Genomic DNA, 16747 nt, shown 5'->3' with positions numbered 1-16747 from the left:
TTCCAACTGGCAATAAACAAGCTGCCGCTGATGCGGCAGATTCGTAACGGAACGAAGCTTCAGAGTCGGCCCAGATCGTTGACCAGCGCGAGCAGCATAACGCCCACCACCAGACTGATACCGATCTGAACGCCCCAACCCTGTACCCTTTCCGACAACGGGCGACCACGCGCCCACTCGATCAGGTAGAACAGCAAATGCCCCCCATCCAACACTGGAATGGGCAGCAAATTGAGAACCCCCAGGCTTATGCTCAGATACGCCAGGAAATTCAGGAAGTCACCCACGCCCGACTGGGCTGAAGCGCCCGCCACTTTAGCAATGGTTATCGGTCCACTCAAGTTTTTTACCGATAGCTCCCCGAACAACATTTTCTTCAAGGATTCGAGGGTCAGCACACTCATGTTCCAGGTGCGTTTGAAGCCTTCGGCCACCGCTTCCAGCGGCCCGTAGCTGACTTCACGCAGCATGTGCGCGGGCCATTCACCGCCTTTCACACCGGCACCGAGGTAGCCGGTCGCGGCCGCAGCCTCGCCACGGGTCGCCAGCGTGACGGGAATATCCAGTTGCACACCATCGCGCTCGATACGCACGGAAATCTGCGCACCGGGTCGCTCACGCACCCAGTCGACCACCTGTTGCCACTCACTGACCGGCTGCTCGTTCAACGCCACCAGGCGATCACCGGTTTTCAGACCGGCTGCCTGCGCTGGCCCTTTGGAGTCGAGTTCGGCCAGCACTGGTGACAGCACCGGGCGCCACGGCTGGATCCCCAGCGAGCGGATCGGGTCCGGCTCCTCGGCGCCCTTGAGCCAATCGTTGAGCACCAACTGACGAGAAGTCTCGGTAGCTGAACTTTCGTCACGCACCTTGAGATCGACAGTGCCGGTTTCACCCAGACGACGCACCAGCTGCAGGTTCACCGCCGCCCAACCGCTGGTCGCCTTGCCGTCAACCGCAACGATTTCCTGGCCGGCCTGCAAACCGGCCTGCTGAGCGATACTGCCTTGCTCGACCGAACCGACGACCGGTCGAACCTGCTGGCTGCCCAGCATGGCCAGCGCCCAGAAAAACACGATGGCGAGAATGAAGTTGGCCGCAGGACCGGCGATGACAATGGCGATGCGCTGATAGACCGTCTTGCGATTGAACGACTGCCCGGCAAGCTCGGGCGGCACATGCCCTTCGCGCTCGTCGAGCATCTTCACATAACCGCCCAGCGGAATGGCGGCCACGACGAACTCGGTGCCATGACGATCATGCCACCGCACCAGCGGCGTACCAAAGCCAACCGAGAACCGCAGAACCTTGACCCCGCAACGACGCGCCACCCAGAAATGGCCGAACTCGTGGAAGGTCACCAACACACCCAGGGCGATCAGAGTCCCCAGGATCATGTACAAAGCGCTCATCAACTTTCTCCGGGGACCGGCTTGCCGGCCAGTGAGTCAATCATCGCAAGCCTGTCGCTTGCCCCTGATGCCGCACAAAACCCCAAGCGTCCGAAAATTTCATCGCCCATTGCGTTCCAGCCAGTGCGCAGCCAAGGTCCGCGCCCGGGCATCCATGGCGAAAACAGTCTCCAGCTCATTGACCGGGACCACCGGCTCCTGATTCAGGACCGACTCAATCATACTCGCGATATCCAGATAGCCAATGCGCCGATCGAGAAACGCGGCCACGGCCACCTCATTGACCGCATTGAGTAACGCCGGCGCACTACCGCCCGCCTCCGCCGCCTGGCGCGCCAGGCGCAGACAGGGAAAGCGCTGTTCATCCGGCGCTTCGAAATTCAACTGACCGATACGAAACAGATCCAGCGGCTCGACACCCGAATCGATACGCGCAGGCCAGGCCAGCGCATTGGCGATGGGGGTACGCATGTCCGGATTGCCCAGTTGAGCCAGCACCGAACCATCCACGTAATCGACCAGCGAGTGAACCACGCTTTGCGGATGAATGACCACTTCGACCTGGTCGGGCCGGGCATCGAACAGCCAGCAGGCCTCGATAAGTTCGAGGCCCTTGTTCATCATGGTGGCCGAGTCGACCGAGATCTTGCGCCCCATCGACCAGACAGGATGTGCGCAAGCCTGCTCAGGCGTTACTGCCTGCAATTGCTCAAGCGGGGTCTGCCGGAACGGCCCACCGGAAGCGGTCAGCAGGATCCGCCGGACACCCACTGCGCCCAACCCGCGAGAAAAGTCACCGGGCAGGCACTGGAAAATTGCATTGTGCTCACTGTCGATCGGCAGCAGCAGCGCACCACTGCGGCGCACGGCCTCCATGAACAAGGCGCCGGACATCACCAGCGCCTCCTTGTTGGCCAGCAGCACTTTTTTGCCTGCCTCCACCGCCGCCAGGGTCGGGCGCAAGCCGGCGGCCCCCACGATAGCGGCCATGACCGCATCGACTTCAGGGTGCGCAGCCACTTCGCAGAGCCCATCCTCACCCAGCAGCACTCGGGTTCCGAGGCCAGCACCGATCAGCGCGGCCTGCAGGCGTCCGGCAGCTTCAAACGTCGGCACCACTGCATAGCGTGGCTGATGGCGCACGCACAACTTCAACAGCTCATCCAGTCGCGTGAAACCGCTCAGCGCGAAAACCTTGAACAACCCAGGGTGGCGAGCAATGACATCCAGCGTGCTCAGACCAATCGAACCGGTCGCGCCAAGCACCGTTACCTGTTGCACCTTGCTCACATCACACCCCAATCAGCGATCCACAACAGCACCGCGAACACCGGCACTGCGGCTGTCAGGCTATCGATACGGTCCAGCACACCGCCATGACCCGGCAGCAGATTGCTGCTGTCCTTGATCCCGGACTGACGCTTGAACATGCTTTCGGTCAGATCACCAACAACGGAAATCAGCACGATAACCGCCGCAGCGGCCAAGCCCGCGACAAACTCACCGAATGACCAGTCACGCATGACACCCACTACGAAGGTGATCATCAGACTGACCGCCAGGCCACCATAAACACCCTCCCAGCTCTTGCCAGGACTGACTTTTGGCGCCAGCTTGCGTTTGCCGATCGCCTTGCCAGTGAAATAGGCACCAATGTCTGCCGCCCATACCAGCACCATAACCGACAGGATCAACCAGTTACCCAGCGGCCACTGCTTGATCAGCACCAGACCTTGCCAGGCCGGCAGCAGAATTGCCAGGCCGATGGCCAGCTTGCACAGTGCACTGGCCCAATGCTCGCTGGACACCGGGTAGGTGAGCACCAGCCAGGTTGCCACCAGCCACCATATGACCGCAGCGGTGAGCACCCAAGGCGCCAGGCCCGGCAACAGATAAAGCAGAAACAGCAGCACAGCGATCGCCGCGGCATAACCGATACGCATCGACTGACTGGCAAACCCTGCCAGCCTGGCCCACTCCCAACCGCCCAGCACCACAACCGCACCAATGAACAGCGCGAAATTGGCACCTTTAAGCAGAAAGAACCCACACAGGGCAATCGGCAGCAGAATAAGCGCAGTGATGATCCGTTGTTTGAGCATCAGGCACGGGCTCCGGCTTCGACCTGCTCGCTGGTTTTACCAAAGCGGCGCTGGCGCGAAGCAAAATCGGCCAGCGCAGTGCGCATGGCGTCGTGTTTGAAGTCCGGCCAAAAAAGGTCGGAGAAGTACAGCTCGGCATAGGCCAGCTGCCAAAGCAGAAAATTGCTGATCCGGTGCTCGCCACCGGTGCGAATGCACAGATCGGGCAACGGCAGATCGCCGGTAGACAGGCAAGATTGCAACAGCTCGGGCGTGACGTCCTCAGGCTTCAGATGACCTGCCTGCACTTCGCGCGCCAGCCGCTGCGCAGCCTGGGCAATGTCCCACTGGCCGCCGTAGTTGGCAGCGACCTGCAGCACAAAGCGATTGCTGCCGGCGGTAGCCTGCTCGGCCTCACGCATGGCCGCCTGCAACTCTGGATGAAAACGGCTGCGATCACCAATGATCCGCAAGCTGATTTCGTTCTCGTTCAAGCGCCGGGTCTCACGACGCAGCGCTGTGAGGAACAACTCCATCAGCGCACCCACCTCATCGGCCGGGCGCTGCCAGTTCTCGCTGGAGAACGCAAACAGGGTCAACACTTCGACCCCGGCCTCGGCACACACCTCGATCACGGCGCGCACCGCATCCACACCAGCCTTGTGGCCGGCGACACCGGGCAGCAGGCGTTTTTTCGCCCAGCGATTGTTGCCATCCATGATGATCGCGACATGGCGCGGCACTGAAGACAGTGCCGCCTGCTTGGTCTTTTCCATTAAAAAACCCCGACCTCAAACGGCCATCAGGTCTTTTTCTTTGGCTTCCAGTGCCTTGTCGACTTCCGCGACATATTTGTCGGTGAGCTTTTGCAGCTCATCGGCGGCACGACGCTCTTCGTCTTCGCTGATTTCCTTGTCTTTGGACAGTTTCTTCAGGTCAGCCAGAGCATCACGACGCACGTTGCGCACTGCAACCTTGGCGTCTTCTGCCACACCACGCGCCTGCTTGGTGTAACCCTTGCGGGTCTCTTCGGTCAGGGCAGGCATCGGTACACGAATGGTGGTACCGGCACTGCTAGGGTTCAGCCCCAGATCGGAGGTCAGGATGGCCTTCTCGATGGCCGCGCTGAGATTCTTGTCGTGAGCGACAATCTTCAGGGTACGCGCGTCTTCGACGCTGATTGCGGCAACCTGGTTAAGTGGCATCTCGCTGCCCCAGGCAGTCACCTTGACGCTGTCGAGGATGCTGGGGTGTGCACGGCCAGTGCGGATCGAAGCCAGGTTACGACCCAGCGCTTCGAGCGACTTACCCATACGTTCCTGGGCATCTTTCTTGATGTCGTTGATCATTATCGAACTTCCTCGATCAGGGTTCCTTCAGCGCCACCTTGCACAATATTGAGCAGGGCGCCGGGCTTGTTCATATTGAAGACACGCAACGGCATCTTGTGGTCGCGGCACAGGCAGATTGCAGTCAGATCCATCACACCCAGTTTGCGATCGAGCACCTCATCGTAAGACAGGTGATCGAACTTCTCGGCATTAGGGTCCTTGAACGGATCAGCGGTGTACACGCCATCCACCTTGGTTGCCTTGAGCACAACGTCGGCATCGATTTCGATGGCCCGCAGGCACGCGGCCGAGTCAGTGGTGAAGAACGGATTGCCGGTGCCGGCTGCGAAGATCACCACTTCCTTGGCGTTCAAGTGACGCATGGCCTTGCGCCGATCATAGTGATCGGTCACGCCGGTCATGGAAATGGAAGACATCACGATGGCAGTGATATTGGCGCGCTCCAGGGCGTCACGCATGGCCAGCGCGTTCATCACGGTGGCAAGCATGCCCATGTGATCGCCTGTCACCCGATCCATGCCGGCCGCGCTCAGCGCAGCACCACGGAACAGGTTGCCACCACCAATCACCAACCCTACCTGAACACCGATGCCGACCAGTTGGCCGACTTCCAGCGCCATGCGGTCGAGCACCTTGGGATCGATGCCGAAATCCTCGGAGCCCATCAGGGCTTCGCCGCTAAGTTTGAGTAGAATGCGTTTATAGCGAGCCTGATGACCACTGCCCTGCTGAGCCATTGCGAATCTCTCCTGCGGCATTACTTGATTATGAAATCCATACAGGCCTGAAGACCTGCGTCAACTTTAGTCTGACGCTACCGGGGCGCCAGAAAAAGCTGCCTTGCAGACCATGCCTGCAAGCAAAAATTCCTCTGTTTCTTTTGAAAAAGAGGCCGCACGCATGAGCGGGCAGCCTCTTTTTCAGCCTGCAGTACGACAGTTGAAAACCGTCTTACTTCTTGCTGGCAGCCACTTGAGCGGCAACTTCTTCAGCGAAGTTATCAACCGGCTTCTCGATGCCGTCACCCACTTTGAAGTAAGTGAAGGAAACGATCTCGGCACCGGCTTTCTTGGCCAGCTCGCCAACCTTGACTTCCGGGTTCTTGACGAAAGGCTGCTCGACCAGGCTGGCTTCAGCCAGGAACTTGGAGATACGGCCTTTGATCATGTTTTCAACGATGTTCTCAGGCTTGCCCTTGATCTTGTCTTCGTTCAGTTGCAGGAAGACACCCTTCTCGCGCTCGATCGCTTCAGCCGAAACTTCCGAAGGCAGCAGGAACTCAGGGTTGGTCGCCGCAACGTGCATGGCGATGTCTTTGGCCAGCTCGCTGTCGCCGCCCTTGAGGACCACAACCACGCCGATCTTGTTGCCGTGCAGGTAAGCACCCAGCACGTCACCTTCAACACGGACCAGACGGCGAATGTTGACGTTTTCGCCAGTCTTGCCGACCAGTACCAGACGGTCAGCTTCTTGAGCTTCGATCAGTGGCTCGACAGTGGTCAGCTTCTCTGCGAAGGCTTTTTCGACGCTGGCAGTAACGAATGCCTTGAAGTCTTCCTGCAGGGCCAGGAAGTCGGTCTGCGAGTTGACTTCCAGCAGGACAGCGGACTTACCGTCGTCCTTGATGGCGATAGCGCCTTCAGCAGCAACGTTGCCAGCTTTCTTGGCAGCCTTGATGGCACCGGAAGCGCGCATGTCGTCGATTGCCTTTTCGATGTCGCCGCCGGCCTTGGTCAGGGCCTTTTTGCAATCCATCATGCCTTCGCCGGTACGCTCACGCAGTTCTTTGACCAGCGCCGCAGTAATCTCTGCCATTTCAAAATCCTCTTGGATAGGTTTTAACCACACCACCCGAAGTCACGGGCGTTCAAATTCTTGAAAAACCATCTTGGCAGCAGCAGATGCAACCTTGGCGCAAGCAATGCACAACATAGCCAGGCCGGGCCCAGCCGATGTTTTCCGAGGGGGCAAAAAGGGGGCCAAGCCCCTTTTTTGCGTACTGAGTCAACGCCTGGCGTTGGTTACTCAGCCTTCTACAGCAGCAGCCGGAGCTTCTTCGTAGACTTCGGTGCCGCCAGCAACGTTGTTGCGACCACGGATGACGGCATCAGCCATCGAACCCATGTACAGCTGGATGGCGCGAATGGCGTCATCGTTACCTGGGATCACGTAGTCAACGCCTTCCGGGCTGCTGTTGGTATCGACAACGCCGATGACCGGGATGCCCAGCTTGTTGGCTTCGGTGATTGCAATGCGCTCGTGATCAACGTCGATAACGAACAGGGCATCAGGCAGGCCGCCCATGTCCTTGATACCACCCAGGCTGCGATCCAGTTTTTCCAGATCACGGCTGCGCATCAGGGCTTCTTTCTTGGTCAGCTTGGCGAAGGTACCGTCTTCAGCCTGGACTTCCAGTTCGCGCAGACGCTTGATCGACTGACGAATGGTTTTGAAGTTGGTCAGCATGCCGCCCAACCAGCGGTGATCGACGTACGGCGAACCGCAGCGTGCTGCTTCTTCAGCAACGATCTTGCCAACGGAACGCTTGGTGCCGACGAACAGGATCTTGTTCTTGCCGTTAGCCAGACGCTCTACGAACGACAGGGCGTCGTTGAACATCGGCAGGGTTTTTTCCAGGTTGATGATGTGAATCTTGTTGCGCGCGCCGAAAATGTACTTGCCCATTTTCGGGTTCCAGTAACGGGTCTGGTGGCCGAAGTGCACACCGGCCTTCAGCATATCGCGCATATTGACTTGGGACATGATAGTTCCTTGATAAGTCGGGTTAGGCCTCCACGCATCCCAATGACCAACCGGCGGCTTTGCCAACGGCACCCAGGTCATCGTGTCGACACGTGTGTGGGTTTATGCTCCAGGGGCAGCCCCTGCAAAGCGGCGCACTTTATATCACATAAAGCTGACAAACAAAACCCACAGTTATTACAGGCTGATTGATCGCCCTGCGTATCCGGTGCCGGGGATCGCCACCAGAGGCCCGGCGGTCTGTTAGAATCGGCGCTTTGTGCATTACCGAGAGCGCCCGAATGACTGTCAGCATTAAAAATCACGAAGACATCGAAAAGATGCGCATCGCGGGCCGCCTGGCCGCCGAAGTACTGGAAATGATCGAGCCCCACGTGAAGGCCGGCGTCACCACCGAGGCACTGGACCGCATCTGCCACGATTACATCGTCAACGTTCAGCAAGCGATTCCGGCACCGCTGAACTACAAAGGCTTTCCCAAATCGATCTGCACCTCGATCAACCATGTGGTGTGCCACGGCATTCCGGCCGACAAACCGCTCAAGAACGGCGACATCCTGAACATCGACATCACCGTCATCAAGGATGGCTATTACGGTGACACCAGCAAGATGTTCCATGTCGGCCAGGTGCCCGAGTGGGCCGAACGCCTGTCACGCGTCACTCAGGAGTGCCTGTATAAAGGCATCGAGGTCGTCCGTCCTGGCGCCCGGCTGGGCGATATCGGTGAAGTCATCCAGAAGCACGCTGAAAAGAACGGCTTTTCGGTGGTCCGTGAGTTCTGCGGCCACGGCATCGGCAAGGTCTTTCACGAGGAGCCACAGGTGCTGCATTATGGCCAGGCCGGCACCGGCATGGAGCTCAAGGAAGGCATGACCTTCACCATCGAGCCGATGATCAATCAGGGCCGCGCCGAAACCAAGATCCTCGGCGACGGCTGGACTGCGATCACCAAGGACCGCAAGCTCTCGGCACAGTGGGAACACACTCTGGTCGTCACCGCTGACGGTTACGAGATCTTCACCCTGCGCAGCGACGACACCATCGCCCGTACCAACGCTGGCTGACAACCACTGACCCGAAGGAAAGCCACGCCCATGCCGCAGGTGGATCCCGAATTGTTCGACCGCGGCCAGTTCCAGGCTGAACTGGCCCTCAAGTCCAGCCCCATCGCAGCGTTCAAGAAGGCCATTCGCCAGGCGCGCGAGGTGCTTGACCAACGCTTTCGCGAAGGCCGCGAGATCCGTCGCCTGATCGAGGACCGCGCCTGGTTCGTCGATAACATCCTGCAACAGGCCTGGAGCCAGTTCCAATGGCAACCTCAGGCCGACATCGCCCTGCTGGCGGTGGGCGGCTACGGGCGCGGCGAGCTGCACCCCTATTCCGATATCGACCTGCTGATCCTGCTCGACAAGGACGATCACGAAGTCTTTCGCGACTCCATCGAGCGGTTTCTGACCCTGCTGTGGGATATCGGCCTGGAAGTCGGGCAAAGCGTGCGCTCGGTGCAAGAGTGCGCCAGCGAAGCCAAAGCCGACCTGACGGTCATCACCAACCTGATGGAAAGCCGCACCATTGCAGGCCCGGAACGCTTGCGCGAGCACATGCTCGAAGCCACCAGCACCGGTCACCTGTGGCCGAGCAAGGATTTCTTCCTCGCCAAACGGGCTGAGCAGCGCGCCCGCCACCACAAGTACAACGACACGGAATATAACCTCGAACCCAACGTCAAGGGTTCACCGGGTGGCCTGCGCGATATCCAGACCATCCTCTGGGTCGCCCGTCGCCAGTACGGCACCCTGAACCTGCAGGCCATGGCCGGTGCCGGCTTTCTGCTGGAAAGCGAGAACCAGTTGCTGGCCTCCTCGCAGGAGTTTCTCTGGAAGGTGCGCTACGCCCTGCACATGCTGGCCGGACGCGCCGAAGACCGTCTGCTGTTCGACCATCAACGCTCCATTGCTGAGCTGCTTGGCTACCAGGACACCGACTCCAAGCGTGCCGTCGAAAACTTCATGCAGAAGTATTACCGGGTGGTGATGAGCATCGCCCAGTTGAGCGACCTGATCATCCAGCACTTCGAGGAAGTCATCCTCTGTGAGGATGACGGCAACACCCAGCCACTGAACTCACGCTTCCAGCTCCATGATGGCTATATAGAAGCTACGCGTCCGAATGTCTTCAAGCGCACCCCTTTTGCGATCATCGAGATTTTCGTGCTGATGGCACAAAACCCCGAGATCAAAGGCGTGCGGGCCAATACCATCCGCCTGCTGCGTGAGCACCGCTACCTGATCGACGACGAGTTCCGCAACGATATTCGCAATACCAGCCTGTTCATCGAGCTGTTCAAATGCGAGACGGGCATCCACCGCAATCTGCGACGCATGAACCGTTACGGCATCCTCGGCCTGTACCTGCCGGAATTCGGGCATATCGTCGGGCAAATGCAACACGATCTGTTTCATATTTATACCGTCGATGCCCACACCCTCAACCTCATCAAACACCTGCGCAAGTTGCAGTACACCGAGGTGTCGGAGAAATTCCCGCTGGCCAGCAAGATCATGGCCCGCCTGCCCAAGCCGGAGCTGATCTACCTGGCCGGGCTGTACCACGATATCGGCAAAGGCCGCGGTGGCGATCACTCGGAGCTCGGCGCCGTCGACGCCGAAGTCTTCGGCCACCGCCACCAGCTACCGGTGTGGGACACGCGGCTGATTGTCTGGCTGGTGAGCAACCACCTGGTCATGTCGACGACCGCGCAACGCAAGGACCTGTCCGACCCGCAGGTGATTCACGACTTCGCCCTGTTTGTCGGTGATGAAGTGCATCTGGATTACCTGTATGTACTGACCGTGGCCGATATCAATGCCACCAACCCGACCCTCTGGAACTCGTGGCGAGCCAGCCTGTTGCGCCAGCTGTATACCGAGACCAAGCGTGCACTGCGCCGCGGCCTGGAAAACCCGGTGGACCGTGAAGAGCAGATTCGCCGCACCCAGACCGCCGCCCTGGACATTCTGGTGCGCAATGGCACCGACCCGGACGATGTGGAACAGCTCTGGTCAGGGCTGGGCGATGATTACTTTCTGCGCCATACCGCCGGTGACGTGGCCTGGCACAGCGATGCGATCCTGCAACAGCCAGTCAACGGCGGCCCGCTGGTGCTGATCAAGGAAACCACCCAACGTGAATTCGAGGGCGCGACGCAGATCTTCATCTACGCCGCCGACCAGCACGATTTCTTCGCTGTAACGGTGGCCGCCATGGCCCAGTTGAACCTCAACATTCATGACGCACGGATCATCACCTCCAGCAGCCAGTTCACCCTCGACACCTACATCGTGCTCGACAGCGATGGCGGCTCGATTGGCGACAATCCGCAGCGCATCGAAGAAATTCGCCAGGGCCTGACCGAGACCCTGCGCAACCCGGACGACTACCCGACCATCATCAAGCGCCGGGTGCCGCGCCAGCTCAAGCACTTCAGCTTTGCTCCGCAGGTCACCATCCATAACGACGCCCAGCGCCCGGTCACAGTGCTGGAACTGCTGGCCCCGGATCGCCCCGGACTGCTGGCACGGATTGGCAAGATCTTCCTGGAGTTCGACCTGTCGCTGCAGAACGCCAAGATTGCCACCCTGGGCGAGCGGGTCGAAGACGTGTTTTTCATCACCGATGCCGACAACCAGCCGTTGTCCGACCCGCAACTGTGTGCCCGCCTGCAGGAAGCCATTGTCGAACAGTTGAACGTCAACAGCGAACCGGACGGCGGGTTTCGCCTGAGTATCTGAATTTATCCATTTACGGCGCCCGGCTCAGGGCGCCTTGCACCTTGAGACATTTGCCTCATGAACAACGCCATGCAACAGCTTCAGCCCTACCCGTTCGAAAAGCTGCGTGCCCTGCTCGGCAGCGTGACGCCCAACCCCGACAAGCGCCCCATCGCCCTGTCGATCGGCGAGCCCAAACACAAATCGCCGGCGTTCGTGGCCAAGGCGCTGGCTGACAATCTCGACCAGATGGCGGTGTACCCGACCACCCTGGGCCTGCCGGCCTTGCGTGAAGCCATCGGCCACTGGTGCGAACGACGCTTTGGCGTGCCCGCCGGCTGGATCGACCCGGCCCGCCACGTACTGCCGGTCAACGGCACCCGTGAGGCGCTGTTTGCCTTCACCCAGACCGTGGTCAACCGCGAAGCCGATGGCCTGGTGGTCAGCCCCAACCCGTTCTACCAGATCTACGAAGGTGCGGCGTTTCTGGCCGGCGCTCAGCCGCATTACCTGCCGTGCCTGAACGACAACGGCTTCAACCCGGATTTCGACGCGGTGGCCCCGCACATCTGGCAGCGCTGCCAGATCCTGTTCCTGTGCTCGCCGGGCAACCCCACCGGTGCACTGATTCCGCTCGAAACCCTGAAAAAACTGATCGCCCTGGCCGACCAGTACGACTTCGTGATCGCCGCCGACGAATGCTACAGCGAGCTGTACTTCGACGAGCAAAGCCCGCCACCCGGCCTGCTGAGTGCCTGCGCCGAACTGGGCCGCCAGGATTTCAAGCGCTGCGTGGTGTTTCACAGCCTGTCCAAGCGCTCCAACCTGCCAGGCCTGCGCTCCGGCTTTGTGGCCGGCGACGCCGAGATCCTCAAGGCCTTCTTGCTGTATCGCACCTACCACGGCTGCGCCATGCCGGTACAAACCCAACTGGCCAGCATCGCAGCCTGGAACGACGAAGACCACGTGCGCAGCAACCGCGACCTGTACCGTGAGAAATTCGACGCCGTGCTCGACATTCTAAGCCCGGTGATGGACGTGCAACGCCCGGACGGCAGCTTCTACCTGTGGCCCAGCGTCGGCCAGGACGACGCCGCATTCTGCCGCGACCTGTACGCTGAACAGCACGTCACTGTAGTGCCAGGTTCGTACCTGTCGCGTGAAGTGGACGGCTTCAACCCCGGCGCCGGCCGCGTGCGCCTGGCCCTGGTCGCACCACTGGCCGAGTGCATCGAAGCCGCTGAGCGGATTCGGGCGTTTGTAACCCGCTGACACGCCTGCCCTGCCCCACGGCATGCAATGTGCCGTGGGTTGTCACCCGCACGCCGGACGATATGCGCTGGATACCCGTAAGGTAATGGCCAAGACTTTCACAAGAGGTTTGGCGATACTACCGCGCCATCATTCATGAAAAGGAATTCGCTAATGAAGCGCGTCTTTGCATTCTCCATCCTGGCCCTCTGCCTCAGTGCCTGCGACAAACCTGTCGAGAAGATCAGCCACCCAGCCCAAGCGCCCTTACAATGCGGTAAAGACACTGATTGTAAGGGCGACCGGATCTGCGAAAACGGCCAGTGCACCAGCCCCACCACATCGACAGGACTCGTAACGAAACCGGCCCCCTCGGCCAGCCTGGCTCCTGCTGCTCCCAGCGTCACCTATCAACCGGTGCTAATCTCCGGCGATCAGGTGGGCCCATTCACCACTGGCGCCGATGCCATCAACTATCAGTCTCGCGCCGGAGTGATGAATATCCTTGAACAAGTGCTCGAAGAGCCCGAGTTCTCGACCTATGTCACAGTAGAGAAAGCTTATGCCTTCGGCCCTGACCGTTACGTGCTGGTTATCTCCACTGGAGAAGGCGGCCGGGCTTGTCCTGCCACTACCTACGCGGTGAGCTTCAGCACAGCAACGGAATCAGTGGACGGCAGCGTCACAGTCGATGGCTGCTCGGAAGCAGTAGATTCCCTGGCGCAGAACAACAAACTCACGATCAAGAAAGACGGTAAGGCCACGGAGATTTTCAACGGCATAGTACGCTGACGCTACGTACCTTAATCCGGCATCTGAATATGCCCCCTCTGTCTGTGATTGTCCGACAGATATCGAGACAGGCCGGGCACAGCACGTGTGGGCATGGCATAATCACCGGCTGTTTTCAGCGATGCATGGGAAGTTTCGGCAATGGCCAATACCGCCAACGACAGCAAGATCGTACGCATTTACGGCATCAAGGCCTGCGACACGATGAAAAAAGCCCGTACATGGCTAGAACAACACGCCGTGAGCCATGATTTTCACGACTACAAGACCCAGGGCATCGACCGCGAACACCTGAGCCAATGGTGTGACGAACACGGTTGGCAAGTGGTGCTCAACCGCGCCGGTACGACGTTTCGCAAGCTCGAGGAGGCGCAAAAAGCCGACCTCGACCAGAACAAGGCCATCGAGCTGATGCTGGCGCAACCGTCGATGATCAAGCGCCCGGTGCTCGATCTCGGCGAGCGAACCCTGATTGGCTTCAAACCCGAACTGTATGCGGCGGCGTTGCAGTAAGCCCACGAGCTGCTGGCAACCCCCTGATCACTCAAGAGGAATATGCATGTCCACTACTCTGTTCAGCCTGGCCTTCGGTGTCGGCACCCAGAATCGTCAAGGCAACTGGCTGGAAGTCTTCTACGCTCAGCCGCTGCTCAAGCCATCGGCCGAGCTGGTCGCGGCAGTCGCGCCACTGCTGGGCTACAGCGGCGGTAACCAGGCCATCGCATTCAACACCGACCTGGCGTCGAAGCTGGCCGAAGCGGTCAAGCCTGTCGATGCTGCACAAGCCGCACTGCTGACCCGTCTGGCCGAGAGCCACAAGCCGCTGGTCGCCACCCTGCTGGCCGAAGACGCCGCACTGACCTCGACCCCTGAGGCCTACCTGAAGCTGCATCTGCTGTCGCACCGTCTGGTCAAGCCGCACGGCCTGAGCCTGGCCGGTATTTTCCCGCTGCTGCCAAACGTCGCCTGGACCAACGCCGGTGCAGTCGATCTGGGCGAGCTGGGCGAGCGGCAACTCGAAGCGCGCCTCAAAGGCGAGCTGCTGGAAGTCTTCTCGGTCGACAAATTCCCGAAAATGACTGACTACGTGGTGCCGGCCGGCGTGCGTATCGCCGACAGCGCCCGGGTGCGCCTGGGTGCCTACATTGGTGAAGGCACCACCGTGATGCACGAAGGCTTCGTCAATTTCAACGGCGGCACTGAAGGCCCGGGCATGATCGAAGGCCGTGTATCGGCTGGCGTGTTCGTCGGCAAGGGCTCGGACCTGGGCGGCGGCTGCTCGACCATGGGCACCCTGTCCGGTGGCGGCAATATCATCATCAGCGTTGGCGAAGGCTGCCTGATCGGTGCCAACGCCGGTATCGGCATCCCGCTGGGCGACCGCAACACCGTTGAAGCCGGCCTGTACATCACTGCCGGTACCAAAGTCGCGCTGCTCGATGAGAACAACGAACTGGTCAGCACCGTCAAGGCCCGCGATCTGGCTGGCCAGACCGACCTGCTGTTCCGTCGCAACTCGCAAACCGGCGCTGTGGAATGCAAAACCCACAAGTCGGCCATCGAGCTGAACGAAGCACTGCACGCTCACAACTGATGCCGTGTACGGGTCCAGGTGCGCGGGCAACCCCGCGGCCTGGCCCCGCCTGACAAGCCGGACGGACCAATGCCCCTGATTTCTCCCTGGCGCGCCGACTTTCCTGCCATCGACGCCCTGCAGCGGCAAGGCCAGACCTATCTGGACAGCGCTGCCACCACGCAAAAACCCCAGGCATTGCTCGATGCCTTGATGCATTACTACTGCAACGGTGCGGCCAACGTACACCGTGCCCAGCACCTGCCTGGTGCCCACGCGACCCAGGCCTTCGAAGCCTCGCGCAGCAAGGTCAGCCACTGGCTCAATGCCGCTGAGAGCGGGCAGATCATCTTTACCCACGGCGCAACCTCGGCACTCAACCTGCTGGCCTACGGCCTGGAAGGCGTGTTCAGCGCCGGTGACGAGATTGCTATCAGCGCCCTGGAGCACCACGCCAACCTGTTGCCCTGGCAACAACTGGCCCAGCGGCGCAATCTGAAACTGGTGATCCTGCCACTTGATGCGCACGGCCTGATCGATCTCGACGCGGCCAGCGCGCTGATCGGCCCGAACACTCGCCTGCTGGCCGTCAGCCAGTTCTCCAATGTGCTCGGTGCCTGGCAACCGCTGCCACGCCTGCTGGCCCTGGCCCGTGCCCAAGGGGCGCTGACGGTGGTCGATGGCGCGCAAGGGGTGGTGCATGGTCGCCACGATGTGCAGGCGCTGGGCTGCGACTTCTACGTTTTCTCCAGCCACAAGCTGTATGGCCCCGAAGGCCTGGGCGTGATCTACGCGGGTAACGAAGCGCTGCCCAAGCTGGCCCACTGGCAGTTCGGCGGCGAGATGGTACTGACCGCCGACTACCGGCATGCCGAGTTTCGCGCCGCGCCGCTGGGCTTTGAAGCCGGAACCCCGCCCATCGCCAGCGTGATCGGGCTGGGGGCGACGCTCGATTACCTGGACAGCCTCGACCAGCGAGCGGTCGCCGACCACGAAGCGCAATTGCACAAACGTCTGCTTGAAGGCCTGCAGCAGCGCGATCGGGTCCGCGTGCTGGGCGCGCCTGAACTGGCGTTGGTCAGCTTTGTGGTCGAGGGCGTGCATAACGCCGACCTGGCCCACCTGCTCACCGAACAGGGCATCGCCGTGCGCGCCGGCCATCACTGCGCTATGCCGCTGCTCAAACACCTCGGCCTGCCCGGCGCGATTCGGGTGTCGCTGGGGCTGTACAACGACTCGGACGACCTGCTGCGCCTGTTCAGTGCTCTGGACCAGTCGCTGGAGCTGCTGGCATGACGCTGGGTTCAGAAGCCGTCGCGGCGCAGCAAGCTTTCAGCCAGTTACAGGGCTGGGAGCAACGCGCCCGGTTGCTGATGCAGTGGGGTGAACGCCTGAGCGCACTGAGCGAAGCGGAAAAGTCCGAACAGCATCGGGTACACGGCTGCGAAAGCCAGGTCTGGTTGCTCGCTGACGCCGCTGAAGGCCGCTGGCAGTTTCGCGCCAGCAGCGATGCGCGGCTGTTGCGCGGCCTGTTGGCACTGCTGCTGGTGCGGGTCAACGGCCTGTCCGCCGAGCAGTTGCGCCAGGTCGATGTGGCGCAATGGTTCGACAGCCTGGGGCTTGGTCGTCAATTATCGCCGTCGCGCAGCAACGGCCTGAACGCCGTGCTGCAACGCATGCGCGAACTGGCTGCTCAGTCCTGAGCGGCTTCGGCGAGCAAGCCGTTGAAAAACGTAGGCGAGGCAGGCAG

The 16747-nt window shown here is 60.5% G+C and carries 16 protein-coding genes; 8 read left to right on the top strand and 8 right to left on the bottom strand.

What is annotated here, in order from left to right:
• Window positions 1-59: 59 nt before the first annotated feature.
• The 8 genes from rseP to rpsB all read right to left on the bottom strand — a co-directional run bounded on the left by rseP (window position 60) and on the right by rpsB (window position 7608).
• Window positions 60-1412 (bottom strand): sigma E protease regulator RseP, encoded by a 1353-nt coding sequence (gene rseP, locus NRB16_RS03845; RefSeq protein WP_045488695.1) that lies wholly within the window; start codon window positions 1410-1412, stop codon window positions 60-62.
• 99 nt (window positions 1413-1511) lie between these two features.
• Entirely contained in the window at window positions 1512-2702 is a 1191-nt protein-coding gene (ispC, locus tag NRB16_RS03840; RefSeq protein ID WP_045488693.1) for a 1-deoxy-D-xylulose-5-phosphate reductoisomerase, read from the bottom strand.
• Window positions 2699-3514: a phosphatidate cytidylyltransferase gene (locus NRB16_RS03835; RefSeq protein WP_253138914.1), complete on the bottom strand. Its 816-nt coding sequence runs from the start codon at window positions 3512-3514 to the stop codon at window positions 2699-2701. The genes ispC and NRB16_RS03835 overlap by 4 nt, the downstream gene beginning before the upstream one ends.
• Window positions 3514-4269, bottom strand: a complete 756-nt coding sequence (gene uppS / locus NRB16_RS03830) for a polyprenyl diphosphate synthase (protein ID WP_045488687.1) — start codon at window positions 4267-4269, stop codon at window positions 3514-3516. The genes NRB16_RS03835 and uppS overlap by 1 nt, the downstream gene beginning before the upstream one ends.
• Window positions 4270-4284: 15 nt before the next feature.
• Window positions 4285-4842, bottom strand: a complete 558-nt coding sequence (gene frr / locus NRB16_RS03825; protein ID WP_045488684.1) for a ribosome recycling factor — start codon at window positions 4840-4842, stop codon at window positions 4285-4287.
• The gene (gene pyrH, locus NRB16_RS03820) at window positions 4842-5582 is read right to left on the bottom strand and encodes a UMP kinase (protein ID WP_045488672.1); all 741 of its coding nucleotides are present in this window, start codon (window positions 5580-5582) and stop codon (window positions 4842-4844) included. The genes frr and pyrH overlap by 1 nt, the downstream gene beginning before the upstream one ends.
• 214 nt (window positions 5583-5796) lie before the next feature.
• Window positions 5797-6660 (bottom strand): translation elongation factor Ts, encoded by an 864-nt coding sequence (gene tsf, locus NRB16_RS03815; protein ID WP_253138916.1) that lies wholly within the window; start codon window positions 6658-6660, stop codon window positions 5797-5799.
• Window positions 6661-6870: 210 nt separating this feature from the next.
• The gene (gene rpsB / locus NRB16_RS03810) at window positions 6871-7608 is read right to left on the bottom strand and encodes a 30S ribosomal protein S2 (RefSeq protein ID WP_045488668.1); all 738 of its coding nucleotides are present in this window, start codon (window positions 7606-7608) and stop codon (window positions 6871-6873) included.
• 281 nt (window positions 7609-7889) lie between these two features.
• Here rpsB and map point away from each other — a divergent pair, with 281 nt between their 5' ends.
• From map to NRB16_RS03770, 8 genes are all read left to right on the top strand, one after another.
• Complete coding sequence (gene map, locus NRB16_RS03805) at window positions 7890-8675, top strand: type I methionyl aminopeptidase (protein ID WP_045488666.1); 786 nt, start codon at window positions 7890-7892, stop codon at window positions 8673-8675.
• Between the two features lie 30 nt (window positions 8676-8705).
• Complete coding sequence (locus NRB16_RS03800) at window positions 8706-11402, top strand: [protein-PII] uridylyltransferase (RefSeq protein ID WP_257105499.1); 2697 nt, start codon at window positions 8706-8708, stop codon at window positions 11400-11402.
• A 57-nt stretch (window positions 11403-11459) separates the two neighbouring features.
• The gene (dapC, locus tag NRB16_RS03795) at window positions 11460-12653 is read left to right on the top strand and encodes a succinyldiaminopimelate transaminase (protein ID WP_257105498.1); all 1194 of its coding nucleotides are present in this window, start codon (window positions 11460-11462) and stop codon (window positions 12651-12653) included.
• A 153-nt stretch (window positions 12654-12806) separates the two neighbouring features.
• Window positions 12807-13424: a hypothetical protein gene (locus NRB16_RS03790; protein ID WP_045488661.1), complete on the top strand. Its 618-nt coding sequence runs from the start codon at window positions 12807-12809 to the stop codon at window positions 13422-13424.
• Between the two features lie 141 nt (window positions 13425-13565).
• Window positions 13566-13937 carry an ArsC family reductase gene (locus NRB16_RS03785; RefSeq protein WP_045488659.1) on the top strand — a complete coding sequence of 124 codons (372 nt, stop codon included), beginning with the start codon at window positions 13566-13568 and terminating at the stop codon, window positions 13935-13937.
• A gap of 46 nt (window positions 13938-13983) precedes the next feature.
• Entirely contained in the window at window positions 13984-15018 is a 1035-nt protein-coding gene (dapD, locus tag NRB16_RS03780; protein ID WP_045488656.1) for a 2,3,4,5-tetrahydropyridine-2,6-dicarboxylate N-succinyltransferase, read from the top strand.
• A gap of 69 nt (window positions 15019-15087) precedes the next feature.
• Window positions 15088-16293: an aminotransferase class V-fold PLP-dependent enzyme gene (locus NRB16_RS03775; RefSeq protein WP_253138923.1), complete on the top strand. Its 1206-nt coding sequence runs from the start codon at window positions 15088-15090 to the stop codon at window positions 16291-16293.
• Window positions 16290-16700 (top strand): SufE family protein, encoded by a 411-nt coding sequence (locus NRB16_RS03770; protein WP_045488651.1) that lies wholly within the window; start codon window positions 16290-16292, stop codon window positions 16698-16700. The genes NRB16_RS03775 and NRB16_RS03770 overlap by 4 nt, the downstream gene beginning before the upstream one ends.
• Window positions 16701-16747 lie beyond the last annotated feature (47 nt).

This window comes from Pseudomonas sp. LJDD11 (assembly GCF_024584215.1).
GTDB lineage: Bacteria > Pseudomonadota > Gammaproteobacteria > Pseudomonadales > Pseudomonadaceae > Aquipseudomonas.
Note: the sequence above shows the minus strand (reverse complement) of the source record. Positions and strands in the feature narration are given on the sequence as shown.